Genomic DNA, 24,580 nt, shown 5'->3' with positions numbered 1-24,580 from the left:
GATGACCTGGTTGAACGAATTCGACGACCGCCTGGCCGCGCTGGACGCGCAGACCCTGCGCCGCCGCCGCCGCGAGGTGGTGCCCGAGCAAGGCGCGCGCCTGAACGTGGAGGGCGTTTCCCTGCTGGCTTTCTGCAGCAACGACTACCTGGGCCTGGCGCAGTCGCCGGCCTTGCGCGAAGCGGTGCACGCCGCGGTGGAGCGCTACGGCGTGGGCTCGGGCGCATCGCCCATGGTGAGCGGGCACAGCGTGGCCAACGGCGCGCTGGAACGCGAACTGGCCGAGGCCGTGGGCCTGCCGCGCGCGCTCTACTTCTACGCCGGCTATGCGACCAACGCGAGCATCGTGCCCGCACTGGTGGGCGAGGGCGATGCGCTGTTCTCCGACGCGTTGAACCATGCCTGCCTGATCGATGGCGCGCGCCTGTCCAAGGCCACGGTGCACCGCTTTCGCCACGCCGATCTGGCGCAACTCGACGCGCAACTGGCGGCCAGCGCCGCGCGGCGCAAACTCGTCATCAGCGACGCGGTGTTCAGCATGGACGGCGACGTCGCCGAGCTCGCGGCGCTGCACGCGCTGTGCGAGCGGCACGACGCCTTGCTGCTGATCGACGACGCACACGGCTTCGGCGTGCTCGGCCCGCAAGGACGTGGCGCGCTCGCGGCCGTGGGCCTGACCGGCGCGAACCTCTCGCCGCGCATCCTCTACATGGCCACGCTGGGCAAGGCCCTGGGCGTGGCCGGCGCGTTCGTGGCCGGGCCCGAGCGGCTGGTGGAATGGCTGCTGCAGAAAACCCGCAGCTACACCTACGCCACGGCCGCGCCCGCCTTGCTGGCCGAGGCCGTGCGTGCCGGCTTGCGCTGCGTGCTCGGTGAAGACGGCGAGCGCCGCCGCCACCAGTTGCACGCGCGCATCGCGCAACTGCGCGAAGGCCTGGCCCGCGGCGTCGACCCCGCACTGGATGCGGCCGGCTGGTCGCTCATGCCCTCGGACACGGCGATCCAGCCCCTGGTGATCGGCGACAACGAAGACGCGTTGACCGTGATGGCCTCGCTGCGCGAGCAAGGCCTGTGGGTGCCGGCGATCCGCCCGCCCACCGTGCCCGCGGGCACGGCGCGCCTGCGCATCGCGCTGTCGGCCGCGCACGAAGCTGCCGATGTGGACGCGCTGCTGCGCGCGCTGCGCACCGCCGCGCGCACCTGCGCGGGTGCTTCGCGCGAGCTTGAAGAGGCCTGAGCGCATGGTGAGCGCCATGTTCGAGCTCATCACGCCTTCCATCGTGGCGCCGCTCGCGCTGTTGGTGGCGCTCGCGCTGGACGGTGCGTGGGGCGAACCACCCGCGCGCTGGCACCCGGTCGTGGGCATCGGGCGCTACCTGTCGTTCATGGGCCAGCGCATCGCGCCGCCCGCCACCCCGACTGTGGCTGCGGCTGCGGCGGCCTTCGCCCTGCGGGCCTTCCTGCTCGGCGCGCTGGCCTGGTGCCTGGGCGCGTCCGCCATGGTGGCGCTGGCATTCGCTCTGGTGAGCGCCATGGCCGCTTGGCCCTGGTGGCTGCAAGCTGTGGTGCTGGGCGTGTTGCTCAAGCCGCTGCTGGCCTGGCGCATGTTGCGCGACGAAGTGCGCGCGGTCGAAGCGGCCCTGGGCACCTCGCTGCAAGCCGGGCGCGAACGCCTGTCGTGGCTGGTGAGCCGCGACACCAGCGCGCTGAGCGCGCAGCAGGTGCGCGAGAGCGCCATCGAATCGCTCGCGGAAAACCTCAACGATTCGGTGGTTGCGCCCCTGTTCTGGTTTGCCATCGCCGGCCTGCCCGGCGCGGCCCTCTACCGTTTTGCCAATACCGCCGACGCCATGTGGGGTTACCGGGGCGAACGCCACGGACGCGACTGGACCTGGGCCGGCAAGTGGGCCGCGCGCGCGGACGACGTGCTGTCCTGGCTGCCCGCCCGCCTCACCGGCGTGCTGCTTGGCCTGCTCGGCGCGGCGCCGCGCCTGCGCGCCTTGCCCGCGCAGGCGCGGCGCACGCCTTCGCCCAACAGCGGCTGGCCCATGGCCGCGATGGCGCTGGCGCTGGACGTGCGCCTGTCCAAGCCGGGCGTGTACGAGCTGCACGGCGACGGCCATCTCGCACAATCGGGCGATACGGCGCAAGCCTTGCAACTGGCCGGCCGCGTGGTGCGCGTGCTGGCGCTGGCCGCGCTCGTTTGGGCGGCATTTTTCTGGAAAGCATTCGTATGAACCGCACACACGGCGGCCCCGACGCACTCGGCGTGGCGGCCTGGGATTTCTCCACCAACGCCAACGCCTGCGGCCCATGCCCCACGGCGCGGGCGGCGGTACAAGGCGCCGATGCGCGCCACTACGCCGACCCGGCCTACACCAGCCTGCGCGAAGCCATCGCCGCCTTTCACGCAGTGGACGCCGGGCGCATCGTGCTCGCGGGCAGCGCCAGCGAGTTCATCGGCCGCATCACGGCCTGGGTGGCGCGCGAAGGCGGGCGTCGCGCGTGGTGGCCGGCGCTCGCCTATGGCGACTACGCGCAGGCCGCGCAGGCCTGGCGTTTCGAGCGCACGCGAGAGCCCGCGCAGGCCGATCTGGCGTGGCTGTGCGAGCCCGCCAGCCCTCTGGGTGCTGCCGATCCGCTGGCGCAGGCCGTGGCCGGCTCGGCGCTGCAGGTGGTGCTGGACCGCGCCTACGAGCCGCTGCGCCTGCGCGGCGTGTGCAGCCTCGATCCGGTGGCGCAGAACCGCGTGTGGCAACTCTGGACGCCCAACAAGGCCCTGGGCCTCACGGGCGTGCGCGGTGCCTACGCCATTGCCCCTGAACATGCGCTGGCCGAGGCGCGCGCGCTCGACCAGCTCGCGCCGTCCTGGCCGCTGGGCGCGCACGCCGTGGCGCTGCTCGACGCCTGGCTGTCCTGCGCGTCGCAGGACTGGTTGGCGCAGAGCCTGCCCACCCTGCGCCAATGGAAGCAGAACCTGACGGCCATGCTGAGCGATCTGGGCTGGACCGTGTTGCCGAGCGACGCCAACTTCTTCTGCGCCGCGCCGCCGCAAGCACTCCATCTGCCGGCCCTGCGCGCGCACGGCATCAAGCTGCGCGACACCACGTCCTTCGGCCTGCCGGGCCACTTCCGCCTGAGCGCCCAGCCGCCCGAAGCGCTGCACGCCTTGCACCATGCGCTGCTTGCGCAGCGGGAGCGGGTGGCATGACGGCGTGTTGCGTGATGGTGCTGGGCACCACCAGCGGCGCGGGCAAGAGCTGGCTCACCACCGCGCTGTGCCGCCACTACGCGCGCCAAGGTTTGAAAGTCGCGCCGTTCAAGGCGCAGAACATGAGCAACAACGCTCGGGTGGTGGATGCCGGCGAAATCGGCTCCGCGCAGTATTTCCAGTCGCTCGCCGCACGCGCCGAACCCGACGTGCGCATGAACCCGCTGCTGCTCAAGCCCGAGGCCGACACGCGCAGCCAGGTGGTGCTGATGGGGCAGGTAAGCGAAGCCCTCTCCAACATGCCCTGGCGTGGCCGCAGCCTGCACGTGTGGCCGCAGATCGCCGCCGCGCTGGATGCCCTGCGCGAAGAGAACGACGTGGTGGTGATCGAAGGCGCGGGCTCGCCGGCCGAGATCAACCTGCACGCCAGCGACATCGTGAACATGCGGGTGGCGCTGCACGCGCAGGCCCGCTGCCTGCTCGTGACCGACATCGACCGGGGCGGCGCCTTCGCCCACCTCTATGGCACCTGGGCCCTGCTGCCACCCGAGGAACGTGCGCTCATCCACGGCTTCGTGCTCAACAAGTTCCGCGGCGACGCCACGCTGCTCGCCCCCGCACCGCAGCAGCTGCAAGACCTCACCGGCGTGCCCACCGTGGCGACGCTGCCGATGTGGTGGCAGCACGGCCTGCCGGAAGAGGACGGTGTTTTCGATGACAAGACCCGCGCATCCGGCACGGTGCAAACAACCATCGCGGTCATTGCGTACCCGCGCCTCAGCAACCTCGACGAATTCCAGCCGCTCAAGAACGTGCCAGGCGTGCGCCTGGTCTGGGCGCGCACGCCGGCCGATTGCGCCGGTGCCGACTGGATCGTGCTGCCCGGCAGCAAGGCAACGGCCGCCGACCTCGCCTGGCTGCGCGCGCAAGGCCTGGACCGCGCGGTGGCCGCGCACGCCGAACAGGGCGGGGCGGTGCTGGGCGTGTGCGGCGGCCTGCAGATGCTGGGCGAGGCGCTCGTCGACACGCACGGCATCGATGGCAACGCACCCGGCCTCGGCCTGCTGCCGCTGGTGACCCAGTTCGACCCGCAGAAGACCGTGCGGCACACCCACACCACCTTCGGCGAACTGCAAGGGCCCTGGGCCGCGCTCTCGCGGGTGGAGGCGGCAGGTTATGAAATCCACCACGGCCAGACGCTGCCGCACGCCGCCATGGCCGCTGCCGGCGACGTGGCGCGCGAGGCCTTGCCCCACGGCCTGGGCTGGCAGAACGCGCGCGGCAACGTGCTCGGCGTGTACCTGCACGGCCTGTTCGAAGACCCGCGCGTGCTGCAGGCCCTGTTCGGCGCCACCGTGCCCACGCTGGACACCGTGTTCGACGGCCTGGCCGACTACATCCAGACCCATTTCGAGCCGGGCGTGCTCGATCAACTCATTGCGTCCCCTACACCATGAACACCACCATTCCCGACATCACCCAGGCCGAACTCGCGCAGACCCTGCAACACGCGCTGGACAACAAGACCAAACCCCTGGGCTCGCTCGGCCGCCTGGAAGCGCTGGCACAGCGCATCGGCCTGATCCTGGGCACGGCCACGCCCGAGTTGCACGCGCCGCAGATGCTGGTGTGCGCGGCCGACCACGGCCTGGCCGCGCGCGGTGTCTCGGCCTACCCGAGCGACGTGACCTGGCAGATGGTGGAGAACTTCCTTGCCGGTGGTGCGGCCGTGAGCGTGCTGGCGCGCCAGCACGGCATCGGCCTCACCGTGGTCGATTGCGGGGTGCGGCACGACTTCGCGCCAAGAGAAGGCCTGCTGATCCGCAAGATCGCTCCCGGCACCGCCGATGCGCTCGAAGGCCCGGCGATGACCGCCGAGCAATGCCAGCAAGCCATCGACAACGGCCGCGCGGTGGTGCGTGGTTTGCCGGGCAACGCCTTGCTGCTCGGCGAGATGGGCATCGGCAACACCTCGGCCGCGTCCCTGCTGCTGGCGCGCCTGGCGGGCCTGGGCATTGCCGACGTGACCGGCGCGGGCACCGGGCTGGACGCCGAAGCGGTGCAGCGCAAGATCGCCATCCTGCGTGACGTGCTCGCGCGCCACGCAGACGCGCGAGCACCGTTGGACGTGCTCGCCGCGTTCGGCGGCTTCGAAATCGCCACGCTCGTGGGCGCGGTGCTGCAGGCGGCCGAAGAGCGGCGCGTGATCGTGGTCGACGGCTTCATTGCCACCTCGGCCGTGCTCGTGGCATCGCACCTGCAGCCTCACGTATTGCAGCGCTGCGTGTTCGCGCACCGCTCGGGCGAGCGCGGCCATGCGCTCATGCTCGCGCACTTGCGTGCCGAACCCTTGCTCGACCTGGGCCTGCGGCTGGGCGAAGGGTCGGGCGCGGCGCTGGCCTGGCCTTTGTTGATGAGCGCGTGTGCCGTGCTGCGCGAGATGGCGAGCTTCGAATCGGCCGGTGTGTCGCGCAGCGGCGAAGCTACCCCGTCGACGCCGTGACATGAGCCGCTTCCTCAGGCATTTCCTGCTGGCGCTGCAGTTCTTCACGCGCATTCCGGTCACCGGCCGCGTGGCCGAATGGGTCGGTTTCAGCCCGGCCATGCTGCGCGCCAGCGCCGCGCATTTCCCGGGTGTGGGTTGGGTGGTGGGCCTGCTCTCGGCGGCCGTGTTCTATGGCGCGCTGTGGCTGCTGCCGCCGCTGCCCGCCGCGCCCTGGGTGGCGGCCCTGGTCTGCACCATCTTCAGCGTCCTGCTCACCGGCGCGTTCCACGAAGACGGCCTGGCCGACCTGGCCGATGGCCTGGGCGGCAGCGCCCAGCGCGAGCGCGCGCTGGACATCATGAAAGACTCGCGCATCGGCAGCTACGGCGCGATCGCGCTGGTGCTCGCGCTGCTCACCAAGACCGCGCTGCTGGCCCTGCTGGCGCAGATGGGTCCGTGGCTCGCGGTGGTGGCGCTGTTCGCCGCGCACGTCACCTCGCGCACCTTGCCGTTGTTCATCATTCGCACGCTGCCACACGTGGGTGACACCGCGCAATCCAAGAGCAAGCCCTTGGCGGAGAGTTTGTCCAACGCGGGCCTGTGGGCAGGCCTGTTGTGGTGGGCGCTGGCCATGGCCCTGGTGTGGTGGCAACGGCCGGGGGCCACCTGGGCGGTGGCGGTGCTGGCCTCGCTGCTCGGCCTGGCGTGGATGTGGCGGCTGCTGCAACGCCGCCTGCAAGGCTTCACCGGTGACGGCCTGGGCGCGACCCAGCAGGTGTGCGAAGTGCTGTTCTACCTGGGCGTGTGCGTCTCGTTCTCGCCCTTCCTGTCTTTCCTGCCTTTTTCGTCGCCATGAAACTCTGGATGTTGCGCCACGCGCCGGTGCTGCTGCCGCCTGGCCTGTGCTACGGCGCGAGCGATGTCGCGGCCGACACCGCGCTCACACGCGAAGCCGCCAAAGCCTTCGCGCCGTTGCCGCCGCAAGGCACGCCCGTGTGGGTCTCTGGTCTGCAGCGTGCGCAACAACTGGCTGGCGCACTGCAAACCGAGCGTCCCGATCTGGGTGCGGTGCGCGTCGACACGCGTTTGAACGAAATGGACTTCGGTACCTGGGAGTTGCAACGCTGGGACGCGGTGCCACGCAGCGCGTTCGACGAGTGGATGGCCGACTTCGCGCACCACCGTTTTGGTGGCATGGAGAGCACGCAGCAACTGCTCTACCGCGTGGCCGCCGCACTGGGCGATCTGCGTCCGGCGACCAGCACCGACGTGGTCTGGGTCACGCATGCTGGCGTGATCCGCGCGGTGCAACACATCGTGGGCAGCGGGGGGCCGCACATCCGGGAGGCGGGCGAATGGCCGAAGGACGCGCCCTTGCCTGGGGCGTGGATGTCGTTGGAGTTCTGAGGGCTCGCGTTGAAACCGTTCAGCTTGGGTCTGCTTCAGGATTGGCCTGGTATCTCAACCAGCCAGCGACCACCGAGCCACCTCCCGCACGGTCTTTGGGGTGCATGCGACCTTCGTTGACCGGGACTTCAGCGAAATCAAAAGGACTCATACCTTCTATGCACGCCACATTGACCCCGTACTGGTGGGGGGACGACCGGCGCTGGTGAAAGGTGTAGATGCCACATTGGGAGCAGAAATAGTGTTTCGCTTCGCCTGTATTGAACCGGTACAGGGTGAGCGCATCTTCACCTTGCGTGACTTTGATGTCGTCCAGGTTGGCAGAAACCGCTACGGCTCCACGCATACGGCAGTACGAGCAGTTGCATCTCCGGGCAGTGCGCAAGCCATCGGTCAAGCGCAAAGTAAAGCGCACGGTTCCGCAATGGCATCCAGCTTCGTAAACGGTGCGCTCGTCGAGGTTTTTATCGGTCATGACGACCATTCTCGTTGAGTTCCTGCTCGTCATCGCGGTGCCATGCGGTGGCCTGCGAGCTCCAACAACACGCCGGACTTCGCTGCTTCACGCTCTCATCGCAGCCCAGGTCGTCGTCTGCGCATGCTCCGCGAATTCTCGCTTGGTCGCCCCCACCTTTCCCTTGCGCTGCCAGCTCTCGCCCGTTGGCAGTCGATACGTCACGCCCACCTCGGGGGGGTTGCCCTCACTGTCCAGATCGGCGCGCTCCTTGTTCTTGCGGCCTTTCGTTGCAGAGGGCGTGCCGGCAGATAGCTCAGCCAGCGTTGCCTCGGCCTCGTGGGTGCGCATCATCTTGATCAGGTACAGCACGGCATCCTTCTTCGTCTTCCCCATGCGCTTGAGCTTGTCGGAAAGGAAGTTCATCGTGCTCTCAAACTCACGTGTGCTTTGCGCCTCGGCCTGCTTTATCAATGCAGCGGCCATTGCGCGCAATTCGTCCGAGGTCATCTTCGATGTGTCTTTGTTCATGGGAAGGGACTGGGGCGATCGGTGGGGTTCAAATCATGGATGTCGAACAACGGCGATAGGCCGCAAGCGATGGATGTAAATTTTTGGCCGAAGTCGCCATGCTAGCCGACCTCCATCGCGCCCACGCGGCAACGCCTTGCCCCCATCGGCTTCAGCTCCGTGGCTACGCTGCGTCGGTCGAGCAAAAACAGCTTGATCGGAATTGACCGCATCCAACGCACTGTCCACCCGCGTCACGCGTCCAACGCATGCCGATGCCGATGCCGATGCCGATGCCGCACAAGCAAGCGCTTGTTCCGCAGCCGCCACCCCATGCCTTTCGCTGATCGGCAGGGTCTGTGATCAGGTGAACGAGTGGTCGGACGCGTTCGAAGGGCACTACGCGTTGCAGCATTTCGTGTTGCCCGAATACGTCGACGAGGCGCGCGCCAGCGTGCCGCCTTCGCGCGCTCAGTTGGGCGCGATGCTGCGCGCCCTCAATGCCGACGTGCGACGGCACATCGACGCGCTCGCGCTTGCCACGTCGGTGCTGCAGGCGCAGATGCGCGATGGACAGGCGCAAACCCGGTAGTGGCGCTCCTGGTTCCCGACGGCGAGTGGGGCGCCGTGGTCCACGATTCGCATCTGAGGGGGATGAAAGCACCACGCCTTCGGCGCACGCAGCAGGCCAAGACGTCGCGATCCGGGTGTGAAGATAAGTCTTTGGTCTGTATCACTACTGTCCGGTTAAATGGTCCGCGCCGAGCCTGAGATCAAGCATTGGCGCGGGTTGCAGACCGATTTCGTTTGGTGCCGATTTGAACTTCGCTCTTCCAAAACCGCGTACTTTCCCGGGCTTGACTGTCTCTGGGGAAGCGCGTGCACATCGGCAAGACCTTGTTTTCTCAGATCATGGAGTTCGTCCCATGGACCAGCTTCGCGCGCATCGTGCAGCGCCATGGAGGCAACTCGGGTGTGCGAGCGCTGTCGTGCGCCGAGCAGTTCCGGGCGATGGCCTTCGCGCAGCTGACTTGGCGAGAGAGTCTGCGCGACATCGAGGCCAGCTTGTCGGCCAATGCCGGCAAGCTGTATGCGATGGGGTTTCGCTCGGCGGTCAAGCGCTCCACGCTGGCCGACGCCAACGAATCGCGCGACTGGCGCATCTGGTCGGACCTGGCTGCCTTGCTGATCCGGCGCGCACGCAAGCTGTACGCGAACGATGCGCTCGGCGTCGACTTGGACAACACGGTCTATGCGCTGGACTCCAGCACCATCGATCTGTGCTTGAGCCTGTTCGACTGGGCACCGTTTCGATCGACCAAGGCGGCCATCAAGCTGCACACGCTGCTGGATCTGCGCGGCGCTATCCCGGCCTTCATCCACATCAGCGATGGCAAGCTGCACGACGTGAACGTGCTGGACATGCTGAGTTTCGAGGCCGGTGCGTTCTACGTGATGGATCGCGGCTATGTGGACTTCGCACGGCTGTATGCGCTGCACCAGGCTGGCGCCTTCTTCGTTACGCGCGCGAAGTCGCCGATGGATGCCAGACGTGTCTACTCGGCACCCACCGACCGCAGCACTGGCGTCATCAGCGACCAGCAGGTCATGCTCAACGGTCACTACTCGGCCAAGAAGTATCCCGAGCATTTGCGGCGTGTGCGATTCAAGGATCCCGAGTCCGGCAAAACACTGATCTTCCTGACCAACAACACGGCGCTGCCGGCGCTGACGATCGCCGCGCTGTACAAGAGCCGCTGGCGAGTCGAGCTGTTCTTCAAATGGATCAAGCAGCATCTGCGCATCAAGAAGTTTCTCGGCAACAGCGAGAACGCCGTGAAGACGCAGGTGTGGTGTGCCGTGGCCACCTACGTGCTCATTGCCATCGTCAAGAAGGAGCTTCAACTCGATGTCTCGCTTTACACATGTCTACAGATCTTGTCGGTGTCGGTCTTCGAGAAAACCGAGATTTCATGCGCCTTGCAGGCCGACGCGTCCCAGACCGATATGCCCGACGCCGTTAACCAATTGAATTTGTTCGACTTTTAACCGGACAGTAGTGGGTCTGTATCTAAATCGGCCATGAGGCGGAGGTTCAAGAGGCTGTTGTGGGCGCAAGATTTTGCGCGTGAGGGGGTCTGACGGCTTGGCGCCTATGGAGCGTGGTCAGAAGCACATCGTCGGACCCCGCAGTGGTGCCCAGTCCACTGTCTGCCGGGTCCGGGTTCCCACAGTCGCCTACCTGGAGCTCCCCTCATGACCCGTTCCATCGTTTCCCCATCCACGGCGGTCCCCACCCAGCGCAACCGCCGTCTGTTGTTGACGTTGCCAGCGGCCGCTGCGCTGCCATCGTTGCTCAGTGCTTGCGGTGGTGGCGCCGATCTGAGTTACGACACGGAGCAGGCGCTGTACTTCGTGGGTGAAGCCATCACGCCCAACAAGCCGGAGCCGGCCCCTCCCAACCCACCCCCTCCGGGCCACACCGCGCCCAAGTTCACGGTCTTCCCGCCGCTACCTGCTGGCTTGACGCTGAATGCGCAAACCGGGGTGATCTCGGGCACGCCGACCAAGCTGAAGCGGCAAGGCACGCACCTCGTGGTGGCGACCAACAACAAGGGCTTTGCGGACACGCAGGTGCGCATCACCGTCACGGGGCGGGGCGCATGGGTTCCTGTTGCAACGGTGCCCGACGCCAGACAGGCGGCCTGTATCTCGCCGCTTCCGGGAGGTAAGTTTCTGGTCGCTGGCGGACTGGCTGGTGGAGGCTGGAACGGTGCGACCGATTCGGCCGAAATCTACGACGCGGCGTCGGCCACTTGGCGTTCGGCGGCGCCCATGTTGAACCGCCGCGATACCCCCGTGTCTGTGACACTGCGCAATGGCCGTGTCATGGTCATGGGCGGTTACGGCTACGACTTCCAGTCCCGCGCAACGGAGCTTTATGACCCTGTCGCCGATACCTGGGCCGCGACCGGCAGCATGAACGTGTCGCGCAATTTTTTCACGGCCCATCTGCTGCCCAGTGGCAAGGTGTTGGTTGTCGGTGGCCTCAATATGACCAGCGGCGCATACGATCCCCTCAGCACCGCCGAGGTGTATGACCCCATCACAGGAGTCTGGACGCTGTTGCCAACACCGTTGTCGGCGCCGCGCGTGGGGCACGCGGCTGCACTGCTGCCGGATGGCAAGACGCTGCTGGTGGCCGGCGGCGCAGACATCACTTCCGCCGAGCTCTACAAGGTGGATGGCAGCGCCACCAAAGTCATCCCCTATGGCGTGCAAGGCCAGGCACACCAGGCGGTGAAACTGGACGACGGCAGCGTGTTGGTCGTCTCCAGCGGCAGCGACCAGTCCAAGCGTTTCAACCCCGCCAATTCAAGTTGGACCACGAGCGCCTTGCTGGGCGGGGGGCGCAATTTTCCCACCGTGACGGTGCTGGCCGATGGCCGCGTGTTGATGGCGGGTGGTTCGGTTTCGAACACCGCCGAGGTCTACAACCCGGACGTCAATCGCTGGTCTGCCGCTGCGCCCATGGCCGCCGCGCGCCAATGGGCCGTCGCGACCTTGTTGGCCGACGGCAGCGTGCTGATGGTGAGCGGCGGTGGAGACGAAGGTCTCGTCGACGCGAGTGAGCGTTACATACCTTGAACGGTTTGAGGCCAATGTCCGCGTGCAGTCGTCTGAATGGAGCTTGCCATGACCCACTTGTTCGTTTCCCCTTTCACGGCATCGGAACCCCAACGCAATCGGCGGTTGTTGTTGACGTTGCCAGCGGCTTGCGCGTTGCCCACGTGGCTCACAGCGTGCGGCGGCGGTGCCGACCTGAGCTACGACACCGAGCAGGCGCTGTACTTCGTGGGTGAAGCCATCACGCCCAACAAGCCGCAGCCGGCCCCTCCCAACCCACCCCCTCCCGGCCACACCGCACCTAGGTTCACGGTCTTCCCGCCGCTACCGGCTGGGCTGACGTTGAATGCGCAGACCGGGGTGATCTCGGGCACGCCGACCAAGCTGAAGCGGCAAGGCACGCACCTCGTGGTGGCGACCAACAACAAAGGCTTTGCGGACACGCAGGTGCGCATCACCGTCACGGGGCGGGGCTCCTGGAGTCCGGTTGCACCCGTGCCGGGCGCCAGAGCCTTCGCGAGCATTTCGCCGCTTCCTGGTGGCAAGTTCCTGGTCGCCGGTGGACAGAGAAATGAAGGCGCGACCGCTTCGGCACAGATCTACGATCCCTCCACGGCCACGTGGAGCGCAGCGGCTTCCATGCTGGAGGCCCGGGCCTTCCACGTGGCCGTGACGCTGCGCGATGGGCGCGTGCTGGTCGTGGCCGGACGAAATGTCAATGCCGACGTCGGCGGGTCGGAGCTTTACGACCCGGTTGCCAATACCTGGACGGCGGCGGGCCAAACGAACGAAACGCGCGCTTTTTGTACGGCCCATCTGCTGGCCAGTGGCAAGGTGTTGGTCGTGGGGGGCATCACCCTCAGCAGCGGCAATGAAAACTTCCACGATACCGCCGAACTGTATGACCCCGCCGAAGGCGTCTGGACCCCGTTGCTCACGCGGCTGTCGACGCCGCGAGCGCGGCACGCGGCTGCACTGCTGCCCGATGGCAAGACGCTGCTGGTGGCGGGTGGCGACGGGGTTGGGACGGCCGAGCTCTACAAGGTGAATGGCAGTGCGACCAAGGTGATTCCCTACGGTGTGGAGGGCAACAGCTACAAGGCGGTGAAGCTGGACGATGGCAGCGTGCTGGTCACGACCGACGGCAGTGAGCAGTCCAGGCGCTACCACCCCACCACCTCGACCTGGACCACGAGCACAGCGGTGCACGGCCGACGCTCCTTCTACACGCTGACGCTGCTGGCCGACGGTCGCGTGCTGATGGACGGCGGGGGGCTGCCCTCCAGCGCGGCCGAGATCTACAACCCGGACGTGAATCAGTGGACCACCGCGACACCTATGGACGTCAGGCGTTTTGGGGCGGCGGCCGCCTTGCTGGGCGACGGCAGCGTGCTGCTGGTTGGCGGCAAGTCAGGCGACGCCTCCGTCGACGCGAGCGAACGCTACCTACCTTGATTCCACAAGAGGCCGTTGCTCTCGGGTGCGGGTGTCGGTCTCACTTGTCTTTGATTACCCACCAGGAGTTTCAAGCCATGACCCTTCCCATCCTTTCCCCTCTCGCGGCAGTACCCACTCAACGCAATCGCCGTCTGTTGTTGACCTTACCCGCAGCAGTCGCGTTGCCCACGTGGCTCACAGCGTGCGGCGGTGGTGCCGACCTGAGCTACGACCCCGAGCAGGCACTGTACTTCGTGGGTGAAGCCATCACGCCCAACAAGCCGCAGCCGGCCCCTCCCAACCCACCCCCTCCCGGCCACACCGCACCCAGGTTCACGGTCTTCCCGCCGCTACCGGCTGGGCTGACGCTGAATGCGCAAACCGGGGTGATCTCGGGCACGCCGACCAAGCTGAAGCGGCAAGGCACGCACCTCGTGGTGGCGACCAACAACAAGGGCTTTGCGGACACGCAGGTGCGCATCACCGTCACGGGGCGGGGTGCATGGTTCCCCGCGGCACGGATGGCCATTCCGAGACAGGGTGCCACTATCTCATCGCTGCGCAATGGTCGGTTCCTCGTCGCTGGGGGATCGGATGGTCCGAATGCCACTGCATCGGCGGAGATCTTTGACAGCACGACGGCGACCTGGCTTGCAGCCGCTTCCATGCAACTGGCGCGTGCATTGCCGTCGGCAGTGACCTTGTCCGGGGGGCGCGTGATGGTGTTTGGCGGAAATGCCAGCAACGATCAGGCAGAGATATACGATCCTGCCGCCAATGCCTGGACGCCAACCACCAGTCTGAACAAGCGGCGCGCCTTCTCGACCGTCCAACTGCTTCCCGGCGGCAAGGTGCTGGTCGCAGGTGGAAGCGGAAACACCGAGTCCTTGGATGAGGTCCACGATACGGTCGAACTGTACGACCCGGGCAAGGAGACCTGGACACTGTTGCCAACGCCTATGTCCACCCCGCGAATTGCAGCCGTGGGGGTGCTGTTGGCGGGTGGCACCACCTTGATGCTGGTGGGTGGATCCAATGCATCGGGCCCGGTGACCACGGCGGAGTTCTACGCGGTGGACGGTAGCGCCACCCGGGCGATTCCTTACGCCGGCAGCGAGTTCGGAGAGCAGGGTCTGCTGCTCGACGATGGAAGCGTGTTGATCGTTTCCAACAACAGCACCATGACGCGCCGCTTCTACCCCCGCACATCGACCTGGACCACGAGCCTGAGGACCAGCAGCAGCGCGGCGTATATGCTCACCATGCTGTCCGATGGACGCGTGCTGCTGGCCGGTGGATCGAGCCAGAACACCGCCGAGATCTACAACCCCGACGTCAATGTCTGGACCGCCGCTGCGCCAATGGAGGCGGGGCGCCACAGGGCCGCGGCAGCCTTGCTCGGGGACGGCAGCGTCTTGATGGCCAGCGGCGTTGCCGGTCGAATTGTCGTTGGCTCGTGCGAACGCTATGTACCTTGAAGGCACGAGCGCCAGATCGCAACGGTCGAGAGCCGCACCGTCTTGCCGCAGACGGCTATGCGCCCGGCATGAGTTCGATGGCAGCGCCCGTGTGGGGCAACGGGGAACCGGCCACCGGCGTGGTGGTAATCGCGGGACCGTCGGCGCGGCTGACGTCGAAGAACATGGCGCGCTTTGGTTGCGCACGGGTGGCTGCTGCGGACGAACTGGCCATGTCGGGCAACGCCTCACCGTTGCTCAAGGTTGCCAATGCGGGTACCTGGGGCAATTGCACCGACGATGGCGATGTCTGAGCGTGCCGGGTGTTTACAAGCCAAGCCAACCCAGCAATTCGCCCAGCTTCTTCTCGGCGGTGGTGTCGAAGGCCTTGATGCCCACGCTCTTGAGCACGTCCTGGCCCGCCTCGCTCTCGGGCAGGGCGCGCAGGGCGCGCTGCATGGCGTCGATCTGTGCGGCGGTGAACTCGCGGTCCGCGATCAACGGGAAGTAGGGCTGCGACGCGCTGGTGAACAGCACGCGCTGGCCGGTCTTGTCGAGCGACTTGGCCACGCCCGAGTAAGAAGCCACGCCGCCCACGTCGGCGAACTTGTTGGTGAGGTAGAACGGCACGGCTGCCTGCTCGCGCACGCGCTGCACCTTTTCCTTGGCAATGTCGATGCCTTCGTCGCGCAGCGCCGAGGCGCAGAACTTGGCCATGTAGGCGGCGATTTCGGGCAGCACGATGCGCTTGCCTTTGATGTCGGCCAGGGTCTTGTAGTCCGACTCCTTGGGCACCACGATCAGGCATTGACCATCGGGCTTGGCCGAGGCCACGTATTTGTAGCCGTAGTCGCGCATGCCGCGCGCAGGAAAGTCGCTCGGGCGTGCCATCGCCAGCGAGAAGCGGCGGGCCTTCATGCCTTCTTCGAGCGAGGCGAATTCGCGGATGAACACCACGTTCACCTTCTGGTTGATGCTCTTGCCGATCACATCGGCCAGGCCCTGGTACTTGGCAATCACGCGCGCGTGGTCGGTGCCGCCGGAGGTGCCTTCGCTGATCGCCAGGATCAGGTCCTTGGCGTGCAAGGCGCTCGCGCTCATGGCCAAGGCCAGTGCGGCGCAGAGATGCAGTGCTTTCATGTTCGGTGCGATGTCCATGGAGGCCGTCATCTTGGCCGGGTGGAAGAAGGTCGAATGGCCGGTTGACGACGAACGTGCCGTTCATCTAACTCGGCGGAAGGCCGGAGGAAGAACCGTCAGTCAAAGGTTGACGGTTTTGTCCTTGAAGCCGCACCAGGCCGAGACCGCGCAGCGCGGGCACAGCGGCTTGCGCGCCTGGCAGACATAGCGCCCGTGCAGGATGAGCCAGTGGTGCGAGTCCACGGCGTAGGCGGGCGGCACGCGTTTCATCAACTGCAGCTCGACCGCCAGCGGTGTCTTGCCCGGCGCCAGGCCGGTGCGGTTGCTGACGCGAAAGATGTGCGTGTCCACCGCCATGGTGGGCTCGCCAAAAGCCACGTTGAGCACCACGTTGGCGGTCTTGCGGCCCACGCCCGGCAAGGCTTCGAGCGCCTCGCGGGTGCCTGGTACCTCGCCGCCGTGCTGCTCCACCAGCATGCGGCAGGTCTGCATCAGGTGTTTGGCCTTGCTGCGGTAGAGGCCGATGGTTTTGATATGGCTCTCCAGGCCTTCGAGGCCCAGGTCGAGTATGGCCTGCGGCGTGTTGGCCACCGGAAACAGCTTGCGCGTGGCCTTGTTGACGCCCACGTCGGTCGCTTGCGCGGAGAGCAGCACCGCAGTGAGCAGCTCGAACACGCTGGTGTACTCCAGCTCGGTCTGCGGGGTTGGGTTGGCGGCCTTGAGCGTGGCGAAGAAGGCTTCGATCTGGGTAGGCGTCATGGGCGCGGATTCTCTCATCCGCGTTCGGCCTCGGCGCGCAGCCAGTTCGCGAAATCCTGCGCGTCGGGGTTGTTGTGGGCGTGGGCCGCAAGCTCCACGTAATAGCCGCGCTGTGTGGCCGCGCCGCTGCGAAAGGGTGCCACCAGTTTTTTTTCGTCGATCAGCGACTGCAGCAAGGGCAGGCGGCCGATCACCACGCCTTGTCCGGCCACGGCCGCGGTGACCGCGTCGGCGTACTGCGTGAACTGCACGGCATTCTTCATTCGCATCTCTTGCAAGCCCATCACCTGGAACCACGGGGCCCAGTCCGACGTGATGACGTGCCCGGCCGGTCGTTCCACGGTCAGCAAGGTGTGGCGCGCGAGATCGGCGGGCTGGCGCAGCGGAGCGGCTTTGTCGCGCAGCAACGCGGGCGCGCACAGGGGCAACACGGTTTCTTCGAACAGCGCCTTGCCGCGGCCGGCGCTGGAAGGCACGAAGCGCACTGCGACGTCGAGCCTATGGCGTTCGAGATCCATGATGTCCATGGTGGCCGAGATGCGCACGTCCACCTGTGGATGGTCAGCGGCGAAGCGCGCGAGCCGCGGGATGAGCCAGAGCGAGGCGAAGCCCTGCGTGCAGGTCATGGCCACCTGACGCAGACCCGGGCCAGGGCGCACGCGTGCCGCAGCGTCGCGCAAGCGCTCCAGCGCGTCGCGGGTGGCGCGTTGCATCACCTCGCCAGCTTCGGTGAGGGCGAGCGCTCGGTGGCGCCGCTCGAACAGCGGTGTGCCCAGACTGTCTTCGAGCAACTGGATCTGCCGGCTCACCGCCGATTGTGTGAGGTTGAGCTCGTGTGCGGCCTGCGTGAAGCTCAGGGTGCGTGCTGCCGCATCGAAGCAGGGCAGCAGGTCCAGCCGCAGCATTTGCGAGCGCGCGAGAGGTTCGGTTTTCACATTCTTGAATGGCATGCGAAACATTCGAAATGAACGTTTGTGAAGTATAGGAGGGCTCCGTAAAGTCATGCGCATACCTGATGCGAAAGGAGTCTCTTCATGAACGCCGAAAGCCTGACCGTCGACCTGAACATGCCCCGCCGGGCCTTGCAATCCATTCCCCAGGGCGCATTGCGCCTGGTCTGCCGCGAGGGCGCCGTGTGGCTCACGTTGGACCATGACCAGCAGGATGTGATCTTGAACGCTGGCGACGTATTTCTCACGCGGCCGCAAGACCGCGTGATCGTCTACGCGCTGCAGTCGGCCGTGTTGCGGATGGAGGCGCTGCCCATGGAACAGGTGGCCGAGGTGCCGCGTTGGCGCTGGCTGCCGCAGCGCCTGCGTGGCCGTCCCGCAGGGCCGGCGTTGGCCTGAAGGGCCTGCACCCGGGCGGCTGCGCGAGAATGGAGGCCGTTGCTCACGACCTCATGGAAACCGCCTCATGTCTTTTGCCGTTCCTTTCGCCGACCGCCTCGACAACGTCGAAACCTCCGCCATCCGCGAACTCTTCAAGCTGCTGGGCAAGCCCGGCATCATCAGCTTCGCCGGGGGCTTTCCAGACAGTGCCATGTTCGACGTCGACGGCATCCGCGAGGCGGTGAACACCGCGCTGGCAGAAGAGGCGGGCGGTGCGCTGCAGTACGGCGCGACCGAGGGCTACCAGCCCTTGCGCGAACAACTGGCCGCGTTCATGGCCACGAAGGGCGCGCAGAACGTGGATGCGAACGATCTCATCGTCACCACCGGCAGCCAGCAGGCGCTGGACCTGCTGGGCAAGACGCTCATTTCCCCGGGTGACAAGGTCATCGTCGAAGGCCCGACCTTCCTGGCCACCATCCAGTGTTTCCGCCTGTATGGCGCCGAGCTCATCAGCGCGCCGGTGGATGGCGACGGCGTGAAGGCCGACGTGCTCGAACAGCTCATCGCCGAGCACAAGCCCAAGTTCGTCTACCTCATTCCCACCTTCGGCAACCCCAGTGGCGCCATGCTCAGCCTGGAGCGCCGCAAGGCCGTGCTGGCGATGGCGGTGAAGCACAACACCCTGATCGTGGAAGACGACCCGTATGGCGATCTGTACTTCGGCGCCGCGCCGCCGCCCAGCCTGCTGGCGCTGAGCCACACGGTGCCGGGCAGCCGCGAGCGCCTGGTGCATTGCGGTTCCTTGAGCAAGGTGCTCAGCCCGGGGCTGCGCGTGGGTTGGATGGTCGGCCCGGCCGAGTTGCTGGCCAAGGCCACCATGTGCAAGCAGTTCAGCGATGCGCACACCAGCACCTTCGCGCAGGCCACGGCCGCGCAATACCTCAAGGCCGGCCGCATGCCCGCCACGCTGGCCAAGGTGCGCCAGGTGTACGCCGAGCGCGCCGCCACCATGGGCAACGCGCTGCGCCGCGAACTGGGGGACGCGATCGAGTTCGTGCAACCGCAAGGCGGCCTGTTCGTCTGGGCGCGGCTCACGGGCGCGGGTGGCAAGGTGAAGGACGGCGGCGAATTCGCCAAGCGCGCGATCGAAAAGGGCGTGGCCTTCGTGCCGGGCGCACCGTTCTACGCCTGCAACCCCGACCACGCCACGCTGCGCCTGAGCTTTGCGACCGTGGGGCTGGAGAAGATCGAGGAGGGGGTGGGGCGTTTGGGGCATGCGGTGGGCTGACTGCGTGCAGGCTGGAGGCGGGCGGTCAGCGCCTCGTCAAGAGCCAAGCAAGCCTCCAGGGCTGCCCGCGCTGTAACGTTGCTGGACAGGCGTTGGACTTTTATATACTGTACATAGATACAGTATTTTAAGTCCAGCCATGTATCCCGCCCCTCTGTGGCAGGAGGACCAGCCGTCCCCAGCCTCTTCACCGGTTCGCCCGGCAACGCCGCTGTTTTCAGGCGGCTGGCCGGCGCGCGTCGCGTCGGCCTTGTGGCGTGGTGACCAGCTCTGCGCTCCCGTCTCTGCCGTTTGGCCCAGCGGTTTTGCCGCGCTCGACGCGCACCTGCCCGGGGGCGGCTGGCCCGGCCATGGGCTGACCGAAATCCTTTGTGCCCCTGGCGGCATTCTGGAATGGCGCCTGCTCGCGCCGGCCTTGCGCCCGATCTGTGCCGCCGGGCAGACGGTGGTGCTGCTGGGGCCGCCGCTGCCGCCGCACCCGCCCGGCCTGCGCTTCGAGGGCCTGGACGAGCGCCACCTGGTCTGGGTGCAGGCCGACACCACGGCCGAGCGCCTGTGGTCGACCGAGCAACTCATCAAGGCCCAGGCCTGCGGTGCGCTCGTGGCCTGGCTGCCGCGGGCCAAGGCGGCGCAGATCCGCCGCCTGCAGGTGCTGGCCACCAGCTTCGAGGCGCCGGTCTTCGTGTGCCGGCCGGTGGCGGCGCTGCGCGAGTCATCTGCCGCGCCGCTGCGCCTGCAGGCCCGGGTGGATCTCGATTGGGCGCTGCACGTCGACATCGTCAAGCGCAAGGGGCCGCCGTTGGAGCAGACCCTGCGCCTGGCCTCGGTGCCGGGCGCGCTGGCCCAGGTTCTCACCCCGCGCATGCGCCAGCCGAGCCGGCTGATGCCTCTGCGCACAGACCCGAAGGAGGGCAACGGCCATGTTGTGGTGCGCGCTCCTGCCGAGCCTTTCGACCAGCGACACCGCAGCCCCGCCCACTGAAGCGGTGGTGGCGCAGCGCGCGCTGGCGGTCTGGGCCTTGCAGTTCACACCGCGCGTGGCGCTGGCCGACGAAGCCGTGCTCATGGAACTGGCCGCCAGCGTGCGCCTGTTCGGTGGGCCGCGGGCCTTGCGCGAGCGCGTGCAGGCCGAGGCGCACGCGCTGGGCGTGGAGCGCCTGGCCTGGGCGCCCAACGGCCTGGCCGCGCTGGCGCTGGCGCGCGCGGGTATCGAGAACGGCCTGCGTTCACCGCTGGCCGAGCGGCTCGATCCCTTGCCCATGGACACGCTGAGCGCCGTGCTGGCGCACCGGCTCACACTCGAACACATCGGTTGCCGCACGCTCGGTGACGTGTGCGCGCTGCCGCGCAGTGGCCTTGCGCGGCGCTTCGATCCGCAACTGCTGCAGGCCTTCGACCAGGCCTACGGGAGATTGCCCGAGGCACACGAATGGGTGGCGCTGCCCGAGCACTTCGAAGAGCGTCTGGAGCTCATGGCGCGCGTGGAGCAGGCCCCGGCCCTGGTATTCGGTGCCCAGCGCCTGCTGCGCGTGCTCAGTGGCTGGCTGGCCGCGCGGCGCGCGGGCGTGACCGCTTTCACCCTGCATTGGGCGCACGACGCGATGCGCTCGCGCGCCGCGGGCGAGGGCTGTGCGATCACCATCCGCACGGCCGAGCCCACGCGCGACACCACGCACTTGTGCCGCCTGCTGTCCGAGCACCTGGCGCGGGTGCAACTGCTGGCGCCCGTGGGCGATCTGCGTCTGGTGGCGACCGAGGTGCATCCCTTGCACGACGTGAGCGCCTCGCTGTTGCCCGACACGGTGCGCCAGGGCGAGAAGCTGGGCCTGGTGCTGGAGCGGCTGGCGGCCCGTCTGGGGGCGCAGCGCGTGCTGCGCCCGGTGCTGTGCGAAGACCATCGGCCGGAGTGGATGTGCCGTTGGCAACCGGCCGACCAAGCCTTGCCGCGCAAGGGCGCGCCCGGCACCGAGCTGCCGCAGCCTGGTTTCGTGCTGCCGCAGCCGTTGAAATTGCTGGTGCGCGATCACCGGCCGCTCTATGGCGGTGAGCTGGTGCTGCTGGTCGGGCCGCAGCGCGTAGAGGGCGGCTGGTGGGACCGCGTGGAGGACGAAGACCGCATGCACAACGTGGTGCGCGATTATTGGGTGGCCTTGTCGCCCGAGGCCGGCGTGCTGTGGGTGTTCCAGACCCGGCTGGACGGTGCGCCCGCGTGGTTCTTGCATGGGAGGTTTGCGTGAACACGGCGGCCTCGCTGCCCGACTATGCCGAACTGCGGTGTCTGTCGAATTTCAGTTTTCTGCGCGGCGCCAGCCACCCGGAGGAACTGGTCGAGCGCGCGAAGACCCTGGGCTACGCCGCGTTGGCGGTGGTGGACGAATGCTCGCTGGCCGGCATCGTGCGCGCGCACGTGGCCGCGAAGCAGCACAAATTCAGGCTGCTGGTCGGCAGCCAGTTCCGCGTGCAGTGCGACGCGCCGTTCACGCTGGTGGTGTTGCCATGCAAGCTGAATGGCTACGGCAACCTGTGCGAGTTCATCACGCGCCTGCGCCGCCGCGCACCCAAGGGCACGTACCACCTGACGCAGGCCGACATCGACGCCGAAGCGCTGGCCGACTGCGTGGTGATCGCCGTGCCCGATCCGCGCAGCGAGCAGGCGCCGATGGACTGCATCGCACGCTGGCTGCTGCAGCACTTCCGGGGCCGCTGCTGGCTGGGCGTGGAGCAACTGCGCCAGCTCGACGATGAAATGCGCCTGTACCGCCTGCGCCAGAGCAGCGAACTCACCGCCGTGCCGCTGGTGGCCGTGGGCGACGTGCGCATGCACGTGCGTTCGCGCAAACCGCTGCACGACGTGCTCACCGCCACGCGCATTGGCAAGCCGCTCACCGAATGCGGCTTCGCGCTGGAGCCCAGCGCCGAGCAGTACCTGCGCTCGCGCCTGACGCTGGCCTGGCTGTACCCCGAGGATGTGTTGGCCCAGACGCTGACGGTCATGGCGCGTTGCGACTTCTCATTGGACGAACTGCGCTACCAGTACCCGAGCGAGGTGGTTCCTGAAGGCCAGACGCCGCAAAGCCATTTGCGCCGGTTGACCGAAGAAGGTGCTCGCAAAAAATGGCCGCAAGGCCTGAGCGAGAAGATCTCGAAGCAGATCGAACACGAACTCGAATTGATCGCCGACAAGAAATACGAACACTACTTCTTGACGGTGCATGACATCGTGGCCTTTGCCCGCTCGAAGAACATCCTGTGCCAGGGCCGGGGGTCAGCGGCCAACAGCGTGGTGTGCTATTGCCTTGGCATCACCGCCGTGAACCCGGATCTGACGGGCTTATTGTTCGAGCGTTTCATCTCGCGCGAGCGCGACGAGCCCCCCGACATCGACGTGGACTTCGAGCACGAGCGGCGCGAGGAGGTCATCCAGTACCTGTACGAGAAATACGGCCGCGAGCGTGCCGCGCTCACAGCCACCGTCATCAGTTACCGGCCGCGCAGCGCCTTGCGTGACGTGGGCAAGGCATTGGGGTTTGAGGAAGGCGCGCTGGGTGTGTTGGCCAAACAGTCGCGCTGGTGGGACGGCCACGGCATCGCGCCCGAGCGCTTGGTGGAAGCGGGTCTCGACCCGGATCGGTTGAAGGTACGCCAGCTGCTGGAACACACCTCGACCTTGATGGGCTTCCCGCGCCACCTCTCGCAGCACACGGGCGGTTTCGTGCTCACACAACTGCCACTCTCGCGCCTGGTGCCGATTGAGAACGCCACCATGAAAGACCGCACCGTGATCGAGTGGGACAAGGACGATCTCGATGCCGTCGGCTTGCTCAAGGTCGACGTGCTCGCGCTGGGCATGCTCACCGCCTTGCGCAAGGCCATGGTGCTGATCGGCGAGAAAGAGGGACGCACTTTCACGATGGAGGATGCGACCCAGGACGACGGCCCCACTTACGACATGATCTGCGCCGCCGACACCGTGGGCGTGTTCCAGATCGAAAGCCGCGCGCAGATGAGCATGCTGCCGCGTCTGAGACCACGCGAGTATTACGACCTGGTGATCGAGGTTGCGCTGGTGCGACCCGGCCCGATTCAAGGCGGTGCGGTGCACCCCTATCTGAACCGCCGTCAAGGCAAAGAGGAGGAGACTTACCCCGGCCCCGATGGTGGAAAGGCTTTGAAAAAAGCGCTGGGGCGCACGATGGGTGTGCCGATCTTTCAGGAGCAGTGCATGCAGATTGCCATGCTCGCTGCCGGATTCACGAATGGCGAGGCGGATGAGTTGCGCCGCGCCATGGCCGCGTGGAAGCGCCATGGCAATCTGCAGAAATACGAAAAGCGCCTGGTCGACGGCATGACCGCGCGCGGCTACGAACTGGCGTTCGCGCAGAGCGTGTTCGAGCAGATCAAAGGCTTCTCCAGCTACGGCTTCCCCGAAAGCCACGCCGCCAGTTTCGCGTTGCTGGTCTACGTGAGCGCCTGGATCAAATGCCACCACCCAGCCGAGTTCCTCACCGCCTTGCTCAACAGCCAGCCCATGGGTTTCTACACACCCAGCCAACTGGTGCAGGACGCCAAGCGCCACGGTGTGACCGTGCACCCGGTGGACGTGCGCTACAGCGGTTGGGACAGCGCCATCGAAGAGCGCCCACATGCAAGCGAAGTGCCTTGCTCCCTCTCCCGCTCGCGGGAGAGGGTTGGGGTGAGGGCACGCCAACCCACCCAGCCGATCGTCCGCCTGGGCCTGCACCTGGTCAGCGGTATCCGCCAGGAAGCGGCTGAACGCATCCAGCAGGCCCGCGCCCAGCAACCCTTTCAAAGTGCCCAAGATCTCGCCCGCCGCGCCCGCCTCGACCAGACGCAAATGAAGGCCCTGGCCGCCGCCGATGCCCTGGTGGGCCTGAGCGGCCACCGCCGCCAGCAGGTGTGGGACGCCGCCGCACTGCGCGCGGCACCCGCGCTGCTCAGGCATGCACCGGTGGACGAAGCGCCATGGGCTTTGCCCGAAGCCCCCGAGGGCGAAGCCATCGTGTGGGACTACGCCAGCACCGGCCTTACGCTGCGCCGCCATCCGCTGGCACTGCTGCGCGACGAGCTGAAGAAGCGCCGCCTCATGACCGCCGAAGAACTCCGGAGCGCGCCCAACGGCCGCCTGGTGCGCCACTGCGGCATCGTCACCCTGCGCCAGCAGCCCGGCACGTCATCGGGCGTGGTGTTCGTGAGCCTGGAGGACGAAACCGGTGTGGTGCAGGTGATCGTGTGGCGCCAGCTGCGCGAGCGCCAGCGCGCGGTGCTGACCGGTTCGCGCCTGCTGGCGGTGCGTGGCGTGTGGCAGCGCGAAGGCGAGGTGAGCAACCTCATCGCGGGCCACCTGGAAGACCTCACCCCGCTGCTCAACGGGCTGTCGACGGTGAGCCGGGATTTTCATTGAGAGACGCTCTCGTTGAACGCCAGCATGGCCGCGCTCAGCCGGGCAGACA

At 67.1% G+C, this 24,580-nt stretch carries 23 protein-coding genes; 18 read left to right on the top strand and 5 right to left on the bottom strand.

The annotated features are described in order from the left end of the window. Position 1 precedes the first annotated feature (1 nt). From bioF to F9K07_RS17605, 7 genes are read left to right on the top strand one after another with little or no spacing between them, the layout of a single operon-like run. Positions 2-1,237 (top strand): 8-amino-7-oxononanoate synthase, encoded by a 1,236-nt coding sequence (gene bioF / locus F9K07_RS17635; RefSeq protein WP_159594665.1) that lies wholly within the window; start codon positions 2-4, stop codon positions 1,235-1,237. Between the two features lie 16 nt (positions 1,238-1,253). Then, the gene (gene cbiB / locus F9K07_RS17630; RefSeq protein ID WP_201451446.1) at positions 1,254-2,237 is read left to right on the top strand and encodes an adenosylcobinamide-phosphate synthase CbiB; all 984 of its coding nucleotides are present in this window, start codon (positions 1,254-1,256) and stop codon (positions 2,235-2,237) included. Beyond that, a complete protein-coding gene (locus F9K07_RS17625) occupies positions 2,234-3,211 on the top strand; it encodes an aminotransferase class I/II-fold pyridoxal phosphate-dependent enzyme (RefSeq protein WP_159594663.1) in 978 nt (325 codons plus the stop codon). Before cbiB ends, F9K07_RS17625 begins: the two co-directional genes overlap by 4 nt. Continuing rightward, positions 3,208-4,668, top strand: coding sequence for a cobyric acid synthase (locus tag F9K07_RS17620; protein ID WP_159594662.1), 1,461 nt, complete (start codon positions 3,208-3,210; stop codon positions 4,666-4,668). The genes F9K07_RS17625 and F9K07_RS17620 overlap by 4 nt, the downstream gene beginning before the upstream one ends. After that, positions 4,665-5,714 (top strand): nicotinate-nucleotide--dimethylbenzimidazole phosphoribosyltransferase, encoded by a 1,050-nt coding sequence (cobT, locus tag F9K07_RS17615; protein ID WP_159594661.1) that lies wholly within the window; start codon positions 4,665-4,667, stop codon positions 5,712-5,714. Before F9K07_RS17620 ends, cobT begins: the two co-directional genes overlap by 4 nt. A gap of 1 nt (position 5,715) precedes the next feature. Then, positions 5,716-6,552, top strand: coding sequence for an adenosylcobinamide-GDP ribazoletransferase (locus tag F9K07_RS17610; protein ID WP_159594660.1), 837 nt, complete (start codon positions 5,716-5,718; stop codon positions 6,550-6,552). Further along, entirely contained in the window at positions 6,549-7,103 is a 555-nt protein-coding gene (locus F9K07_RS17605) for a histidine phosphatase family protein (RefSeq protein WP_159594659.1), read from the top strand. Before F9K07_RS17610 ends, F9K07_RS17605 begins: the two co-directional genes overlap by 4 nt. Before the next feature lie 19 nt (positions 7,104-7,122). On the opposite strand, the gene F9K07_RS17600 is transcribed toward F9K07_RS17605, so the two are convergent. Together F9K07_RS17600 and F9K07_RS17595 are read right to left on the bottom strand one after the other, a co-directional pair. Beyond that, positions 7,123-7,578, bottom strand: a complete 456-nt coding sequence (locus F9K07_RS17600; RefSeq protein WP_159594658.1) for a GFA family protein — start codon at positions 7,576-7,578, stop codon at positions 7,123-7,125. 87 nt (positions 7,579-7,665) lie between these two features. Further along, on the bottom strand, positions 7,666-8,088 hold the full coding sequence (locus F9K07_RS17595; RefSeq protein WP_159594657.1) for a hypothetical protein: 423 nt from the start codon (positions 8,086-8,088) through the stop codon (positions 7,666-7,668). Between the two features lie 202 nt (positions 8,089-8,290). Here F9K07_RS17595 and F9K07_RS17590 point away from each other — a divergent pair, with 202 nt between their 5' ends. The 6 genes from F9K07_RS17590 (at position 8,291) to F9K07_RS17565 (ending at position 14,902) form a co-directional block, all read left to right on the top strand. Next, a complete protein-coding gene (locus tag F9K07_RS17590; RefSeq protein WP_159594656.1) occupies positions 8,291-8,659 on the top strand; it encodes a hypothetical protein in 369 nt (122 codons plus the stop codon). Between the two features lie 287 nt (positions 8,660-8,946). Then, entirely contained in the window at positions 8,947-10,116 is a 1,170-nt protein-coding gene (locus F9K07_RS17585) for an IS4 family transposase (RefSeq protein WP_159590777.1), read from the top strand. 207 nt (positions 10,117-10,323) lie between these two features. Further along, on the top strand, positions 10,324-11,715 hold the full coding sequence (locus F9K07_RS17580) for a kelch repeat-containing protein (RefSeq protein ID WP_159594655.1): 1,392 nt from the start codon (positions 10,324-10,326) through the stop codon (positions 11,713-11,715). Between the two features lie 48 nt (positions 11,716-11,763). After that, positions 11,764-13,149: a putative Ig domain-containing protein gene (locus tag F9K07_RS17575; protein WP_159594654.1), complete on the top strand. Its 1,386-nt coding sequence runs from the start codon at positions 11,764-11,766 to the stop codon at positions 13,147-13,149. A gap of 77 nt (positions 13,150-13,226) precedes the next feature. After that, positions 13,227-14,609, top strand: coding sequence for a Kelch repeat-containing protein (locus F9K07_RS17570; protein WP_159594653.1), 1,383 nt, complete (start codon positions 13,227-13,229; stop codon positions 14,607-14,609). Between the two features lie 68 nt (positions 14,610-14,677). Next, entirely contained in the window at positions 14,678-14,902 is a 225-nt protein-coding gene (locus F9K07_RS17565) for a hypothetical protein (protein WP_159594652.1), read from the top strand. Positions 14,903-14,915: 13 nt separating this feature from the next. Here the strand turns inward: F9K07_RS17565 and F9K07_RS17560 are convergent, their stop codons facing one another. The 3 genes from F9K07_RS17560 to F9K07_RS17550 form a co-directional block, all read right to left on the bottom strand. After that, on the bottom strand, positions 14,916-15,728 hold the full coding sequence (locus F9K07_RS17560) for a phosphate/phosphite/phosphonate ABC transporter substrate-binding protein (RefSeq protein ID WP_159594651.1): 813 nt from the start codon (positions 15,726-15,728) through the stop codon (positions 14,916-14,918). A 120-nt stretch (positions 15,729-15,848) separates the two neighbouring features. Next, entirely contained in the window at positions 15,849-16,487 is a 639-nt protein-coding gene (gene nth / locus F9K07_RS17555; protein ID WP_159594650.1) for an endonuclease III, read from the bottom strand. Positions 16,488-16,501: 14 nt separating this feature from the next. After that, entirely contained in the window at positions 16,502-17,437 is a 936-nt protein-coding gene (locus F9K07_RS17550; protein ID WP_159594649.1) for a LysR substrate-binding domain-containing protein, read from the bottom strand. Between the two features lie 84 nt (positions 17,438-17,521). Between F9K07_RS17550 and F9K07_RS17545 the strand changes: the two genes are divergently transcribed. The 5 genes from F9K07_RS17545 to F9K07_RS17525 all read left to right on the top strand — a co-directional run bounded on the left by F9K07_RS17545 (position 17,522) and on the right by F9K07_RS17525 (position 24,531). Then, positions 17,522-17,836 (top strand): DUF2917 domain-containing protein, encoded by a 315-nt coding sequence (locus F9K07_RS17545; RefSeq protein WP_159594648.1) that lies wholly within the window; start codon positions 17,522-17,524, stop codon positions 17,834-17,836. Positions 17,837-17,903: 67 nt separating this feature from the next. Further along, on the top strand, positions 17,904-19,109 hold the full coding sequence (locus tag F9K07_RS17540; RefSeq protein WP_159594647.1) for an aminotransferase-like domain-containing protein: 1,206 nt from the start codon (positions 17,904-17,906) through the stop codon (positions 19,107-19,109). 139 nt (positions 19,110-19,248) lie between these two features. Further along, positions 19,249-20,091: a translesion DNA synthesis-associated protein ImuA gene (gene imuA, locus F9K07_RS17535; RefSeq protein WP_159594646.1), complete on the top strand. Its 843-nt coding sequence runs from the start codon at positions 19,249-19,251 to the stop codon at positions 20,089-20,091. Next, positions 20,030-21,346: a Y-family DNA polymerase gene (locus F9K07_RS17530; protein WP_201451445.1), complete on the top strand. Its 1,317-nt coding sequence runs from the start codon at positions 20,030-20,032 to the stop codon at positions 21,344-21,346. The genes imuA and F9K07_RS17530 overlap by 62 nt, the downstream gene beginning before the upstream one ends. After that, complete coding sequence (locus F9K07_RS17525) at positions 21,343-24,531, top strand: error-prone DNA polymerase (protein ID WP_159594645.1); 3,189 nt, start codon at positions 21,343-21,345, stop codon at positions 24,529-24,531. Before F9K07_RS17530 ends, F9K07_RS17525 begins: the two co-directional genes overlap by 4 nt. The last annotated feature ends 49 nt before the right edge of the window (positions 24,532-24,580 follow it).

It is taken from the genome of Hydrogenophaga sp. BPS33 (assembly GCF_009859475.1).
Classification (GTDB): domain Bacteria; phylum Pseudomonadota; class Gammaproteobacteria; order Burkholderiales; family Burkholderiaceae_C; genus Hydrogenophaga.
Note: the sequence above shows the minus strand (reverse complement) of the source record. Positions and strands in the feature narration are given on the sequence as shown.

Excerpts from the sequence above, each read along its gene's own strand:
- F9K07_RS17605 (WP_159594659.1), top strand. The coding sequence starts at position 6,549 with ATGAAACTCTGGATGTTGCGCCACGCGCCGGTGCTGCTGCCGCCTGGC.
- F9K07_RS17545 (WP_159594648.1), top strand. The coding sequence starts at position 17,522 with ATGAACGCCGAAAGCCTGACCGTCGACCTGAACATGCCCCGCCGGGCC.
- F9K07_RS17620 (WP_159594662.1), top strand. The coding sequence starts at position 3,208 with ATGACGGCGTGTTGCGTGATGGTGCTGGGCACCACCAGCGGCGCGGGC.
- F9K07_RS17575 (WP_159594654.1), top strand. The coding sequence starts at position 11,764 with ATGACCCACTTGTTCGTTTCCCCTTTCACGGCATCGGAACCCCAACGC.
- F9K07_RS17560 (WP_159594651.1), bottom strand. The coding sequence starts at position 15,728 with ATGAAAGCACTGCATCTCTGCGCCGCACTGGCCTTGGCCATGAGCGCG.
- F9K07_RS17625 (WP_159594663.1), top strand. The coding sequence starts at position 2,234 with ATGAACCGCACACACGGCGGCCCCGACGCACTCGGCGTGGCGGCCTGG.
- F9K07_RS17550 (WP_159594649.1), bottom strand. The coding sequence starts at position 17,437 with ATGCCATTCAAGAATGTGAAAACCGAACCTCTCGCGCGCTCGCAAATG.
- F9K07_RS17565 (WP_159594652.1), top strand. The coding sequence starts at position 14,678 with ATGAGTTCGATGGCAGCGCCCGTGTGGGGCAACGGGGAACCGGCCACC.
- F9K07_RS17540 (WP_159594647.1), top strand. The coding sequence starts at position 17,904 with ATGTCTTTTGCCGTTCCTTTCGCCGACCGCCTCGACAACGTCGAAACC.
- cbiB (WP_201451446.1), top strand. The coding sequence starts at position 1,254 with ATGTTCGAGCTCATCACGCCTTCCATCGTGGCGCCGCTCGCGCTGTTG.
- bioF (WP_159594665.1), top strand. The coding sequence starts at position 2 with ATGACCTGGTTGAACGAATTCGACGACCGCCTGGCCGCGCTGGACGCG.
- F9K07_RS17610 (WP_159594660.1), top strand. The coding sequence starts at position 5,716 with ATGAGCCGCTTCCTCAGGCATTTCCTGCTGGCGCTGCAGTTCTTCACG.
- nth (WP_159594650.1), bottom strand. The coding sequence starts at position 16,487 with ATGACGCCTACCCAGATCGAAGCCTTCTTCGCCACGCTCAAGGCCGCC.
- cobT (WP_159594661.1), top strand. The coding sequence starts at position 4,665 with ATGAACACCACCATTCCCGACATCACCCAGGCCGAACTCGCGCAGACC.
- F9K07_RS17595 (WP_159594657.1), bottom strand. The coding sequence starts at position 8,088 with ATGAACAAAGACACATCGAAGATGACCTCGGACGAATTGCGCGCAATG.
- F9K07_RS17600 (WP_159594658.1), bottom strand. The coding sequence starts at position 7,578 with ATGACCGATAAAAACCTCGACGAGCGCACCGTTTACGAAGCTGGATGC.
- imuA (WP_159594646.1), top strand. The coding sequence starts at position 19,249 with ATGTATCCCGCCCCTCTGTGGCAGGAGGACCAGCCGTCCCCAGCCTCT.
- F9K07_RS17530 (WP_201451445.1), top strand. The coding sequence starts at position 20,030 with ATGTTGTGGTGCGCGCTCCTGCCGAGCCTTTCGACCAGCGACACCGCA.
- F9K07_RS17570 (WP_159594653.1), top strand. The coding sequence starts at position 13,227 with ATGACCCTTCCCATCCTTTCCCCTCTCGCGGCAGTACCCACTCAACGC.
- F9K07_RS17580 (WP_159594655.1), top strand. The coding sequence starts at position 10,324 with ATGACCCGTTCCATCGTTTCCCCATCCACGGCGGTCCCCACCCAGCGC.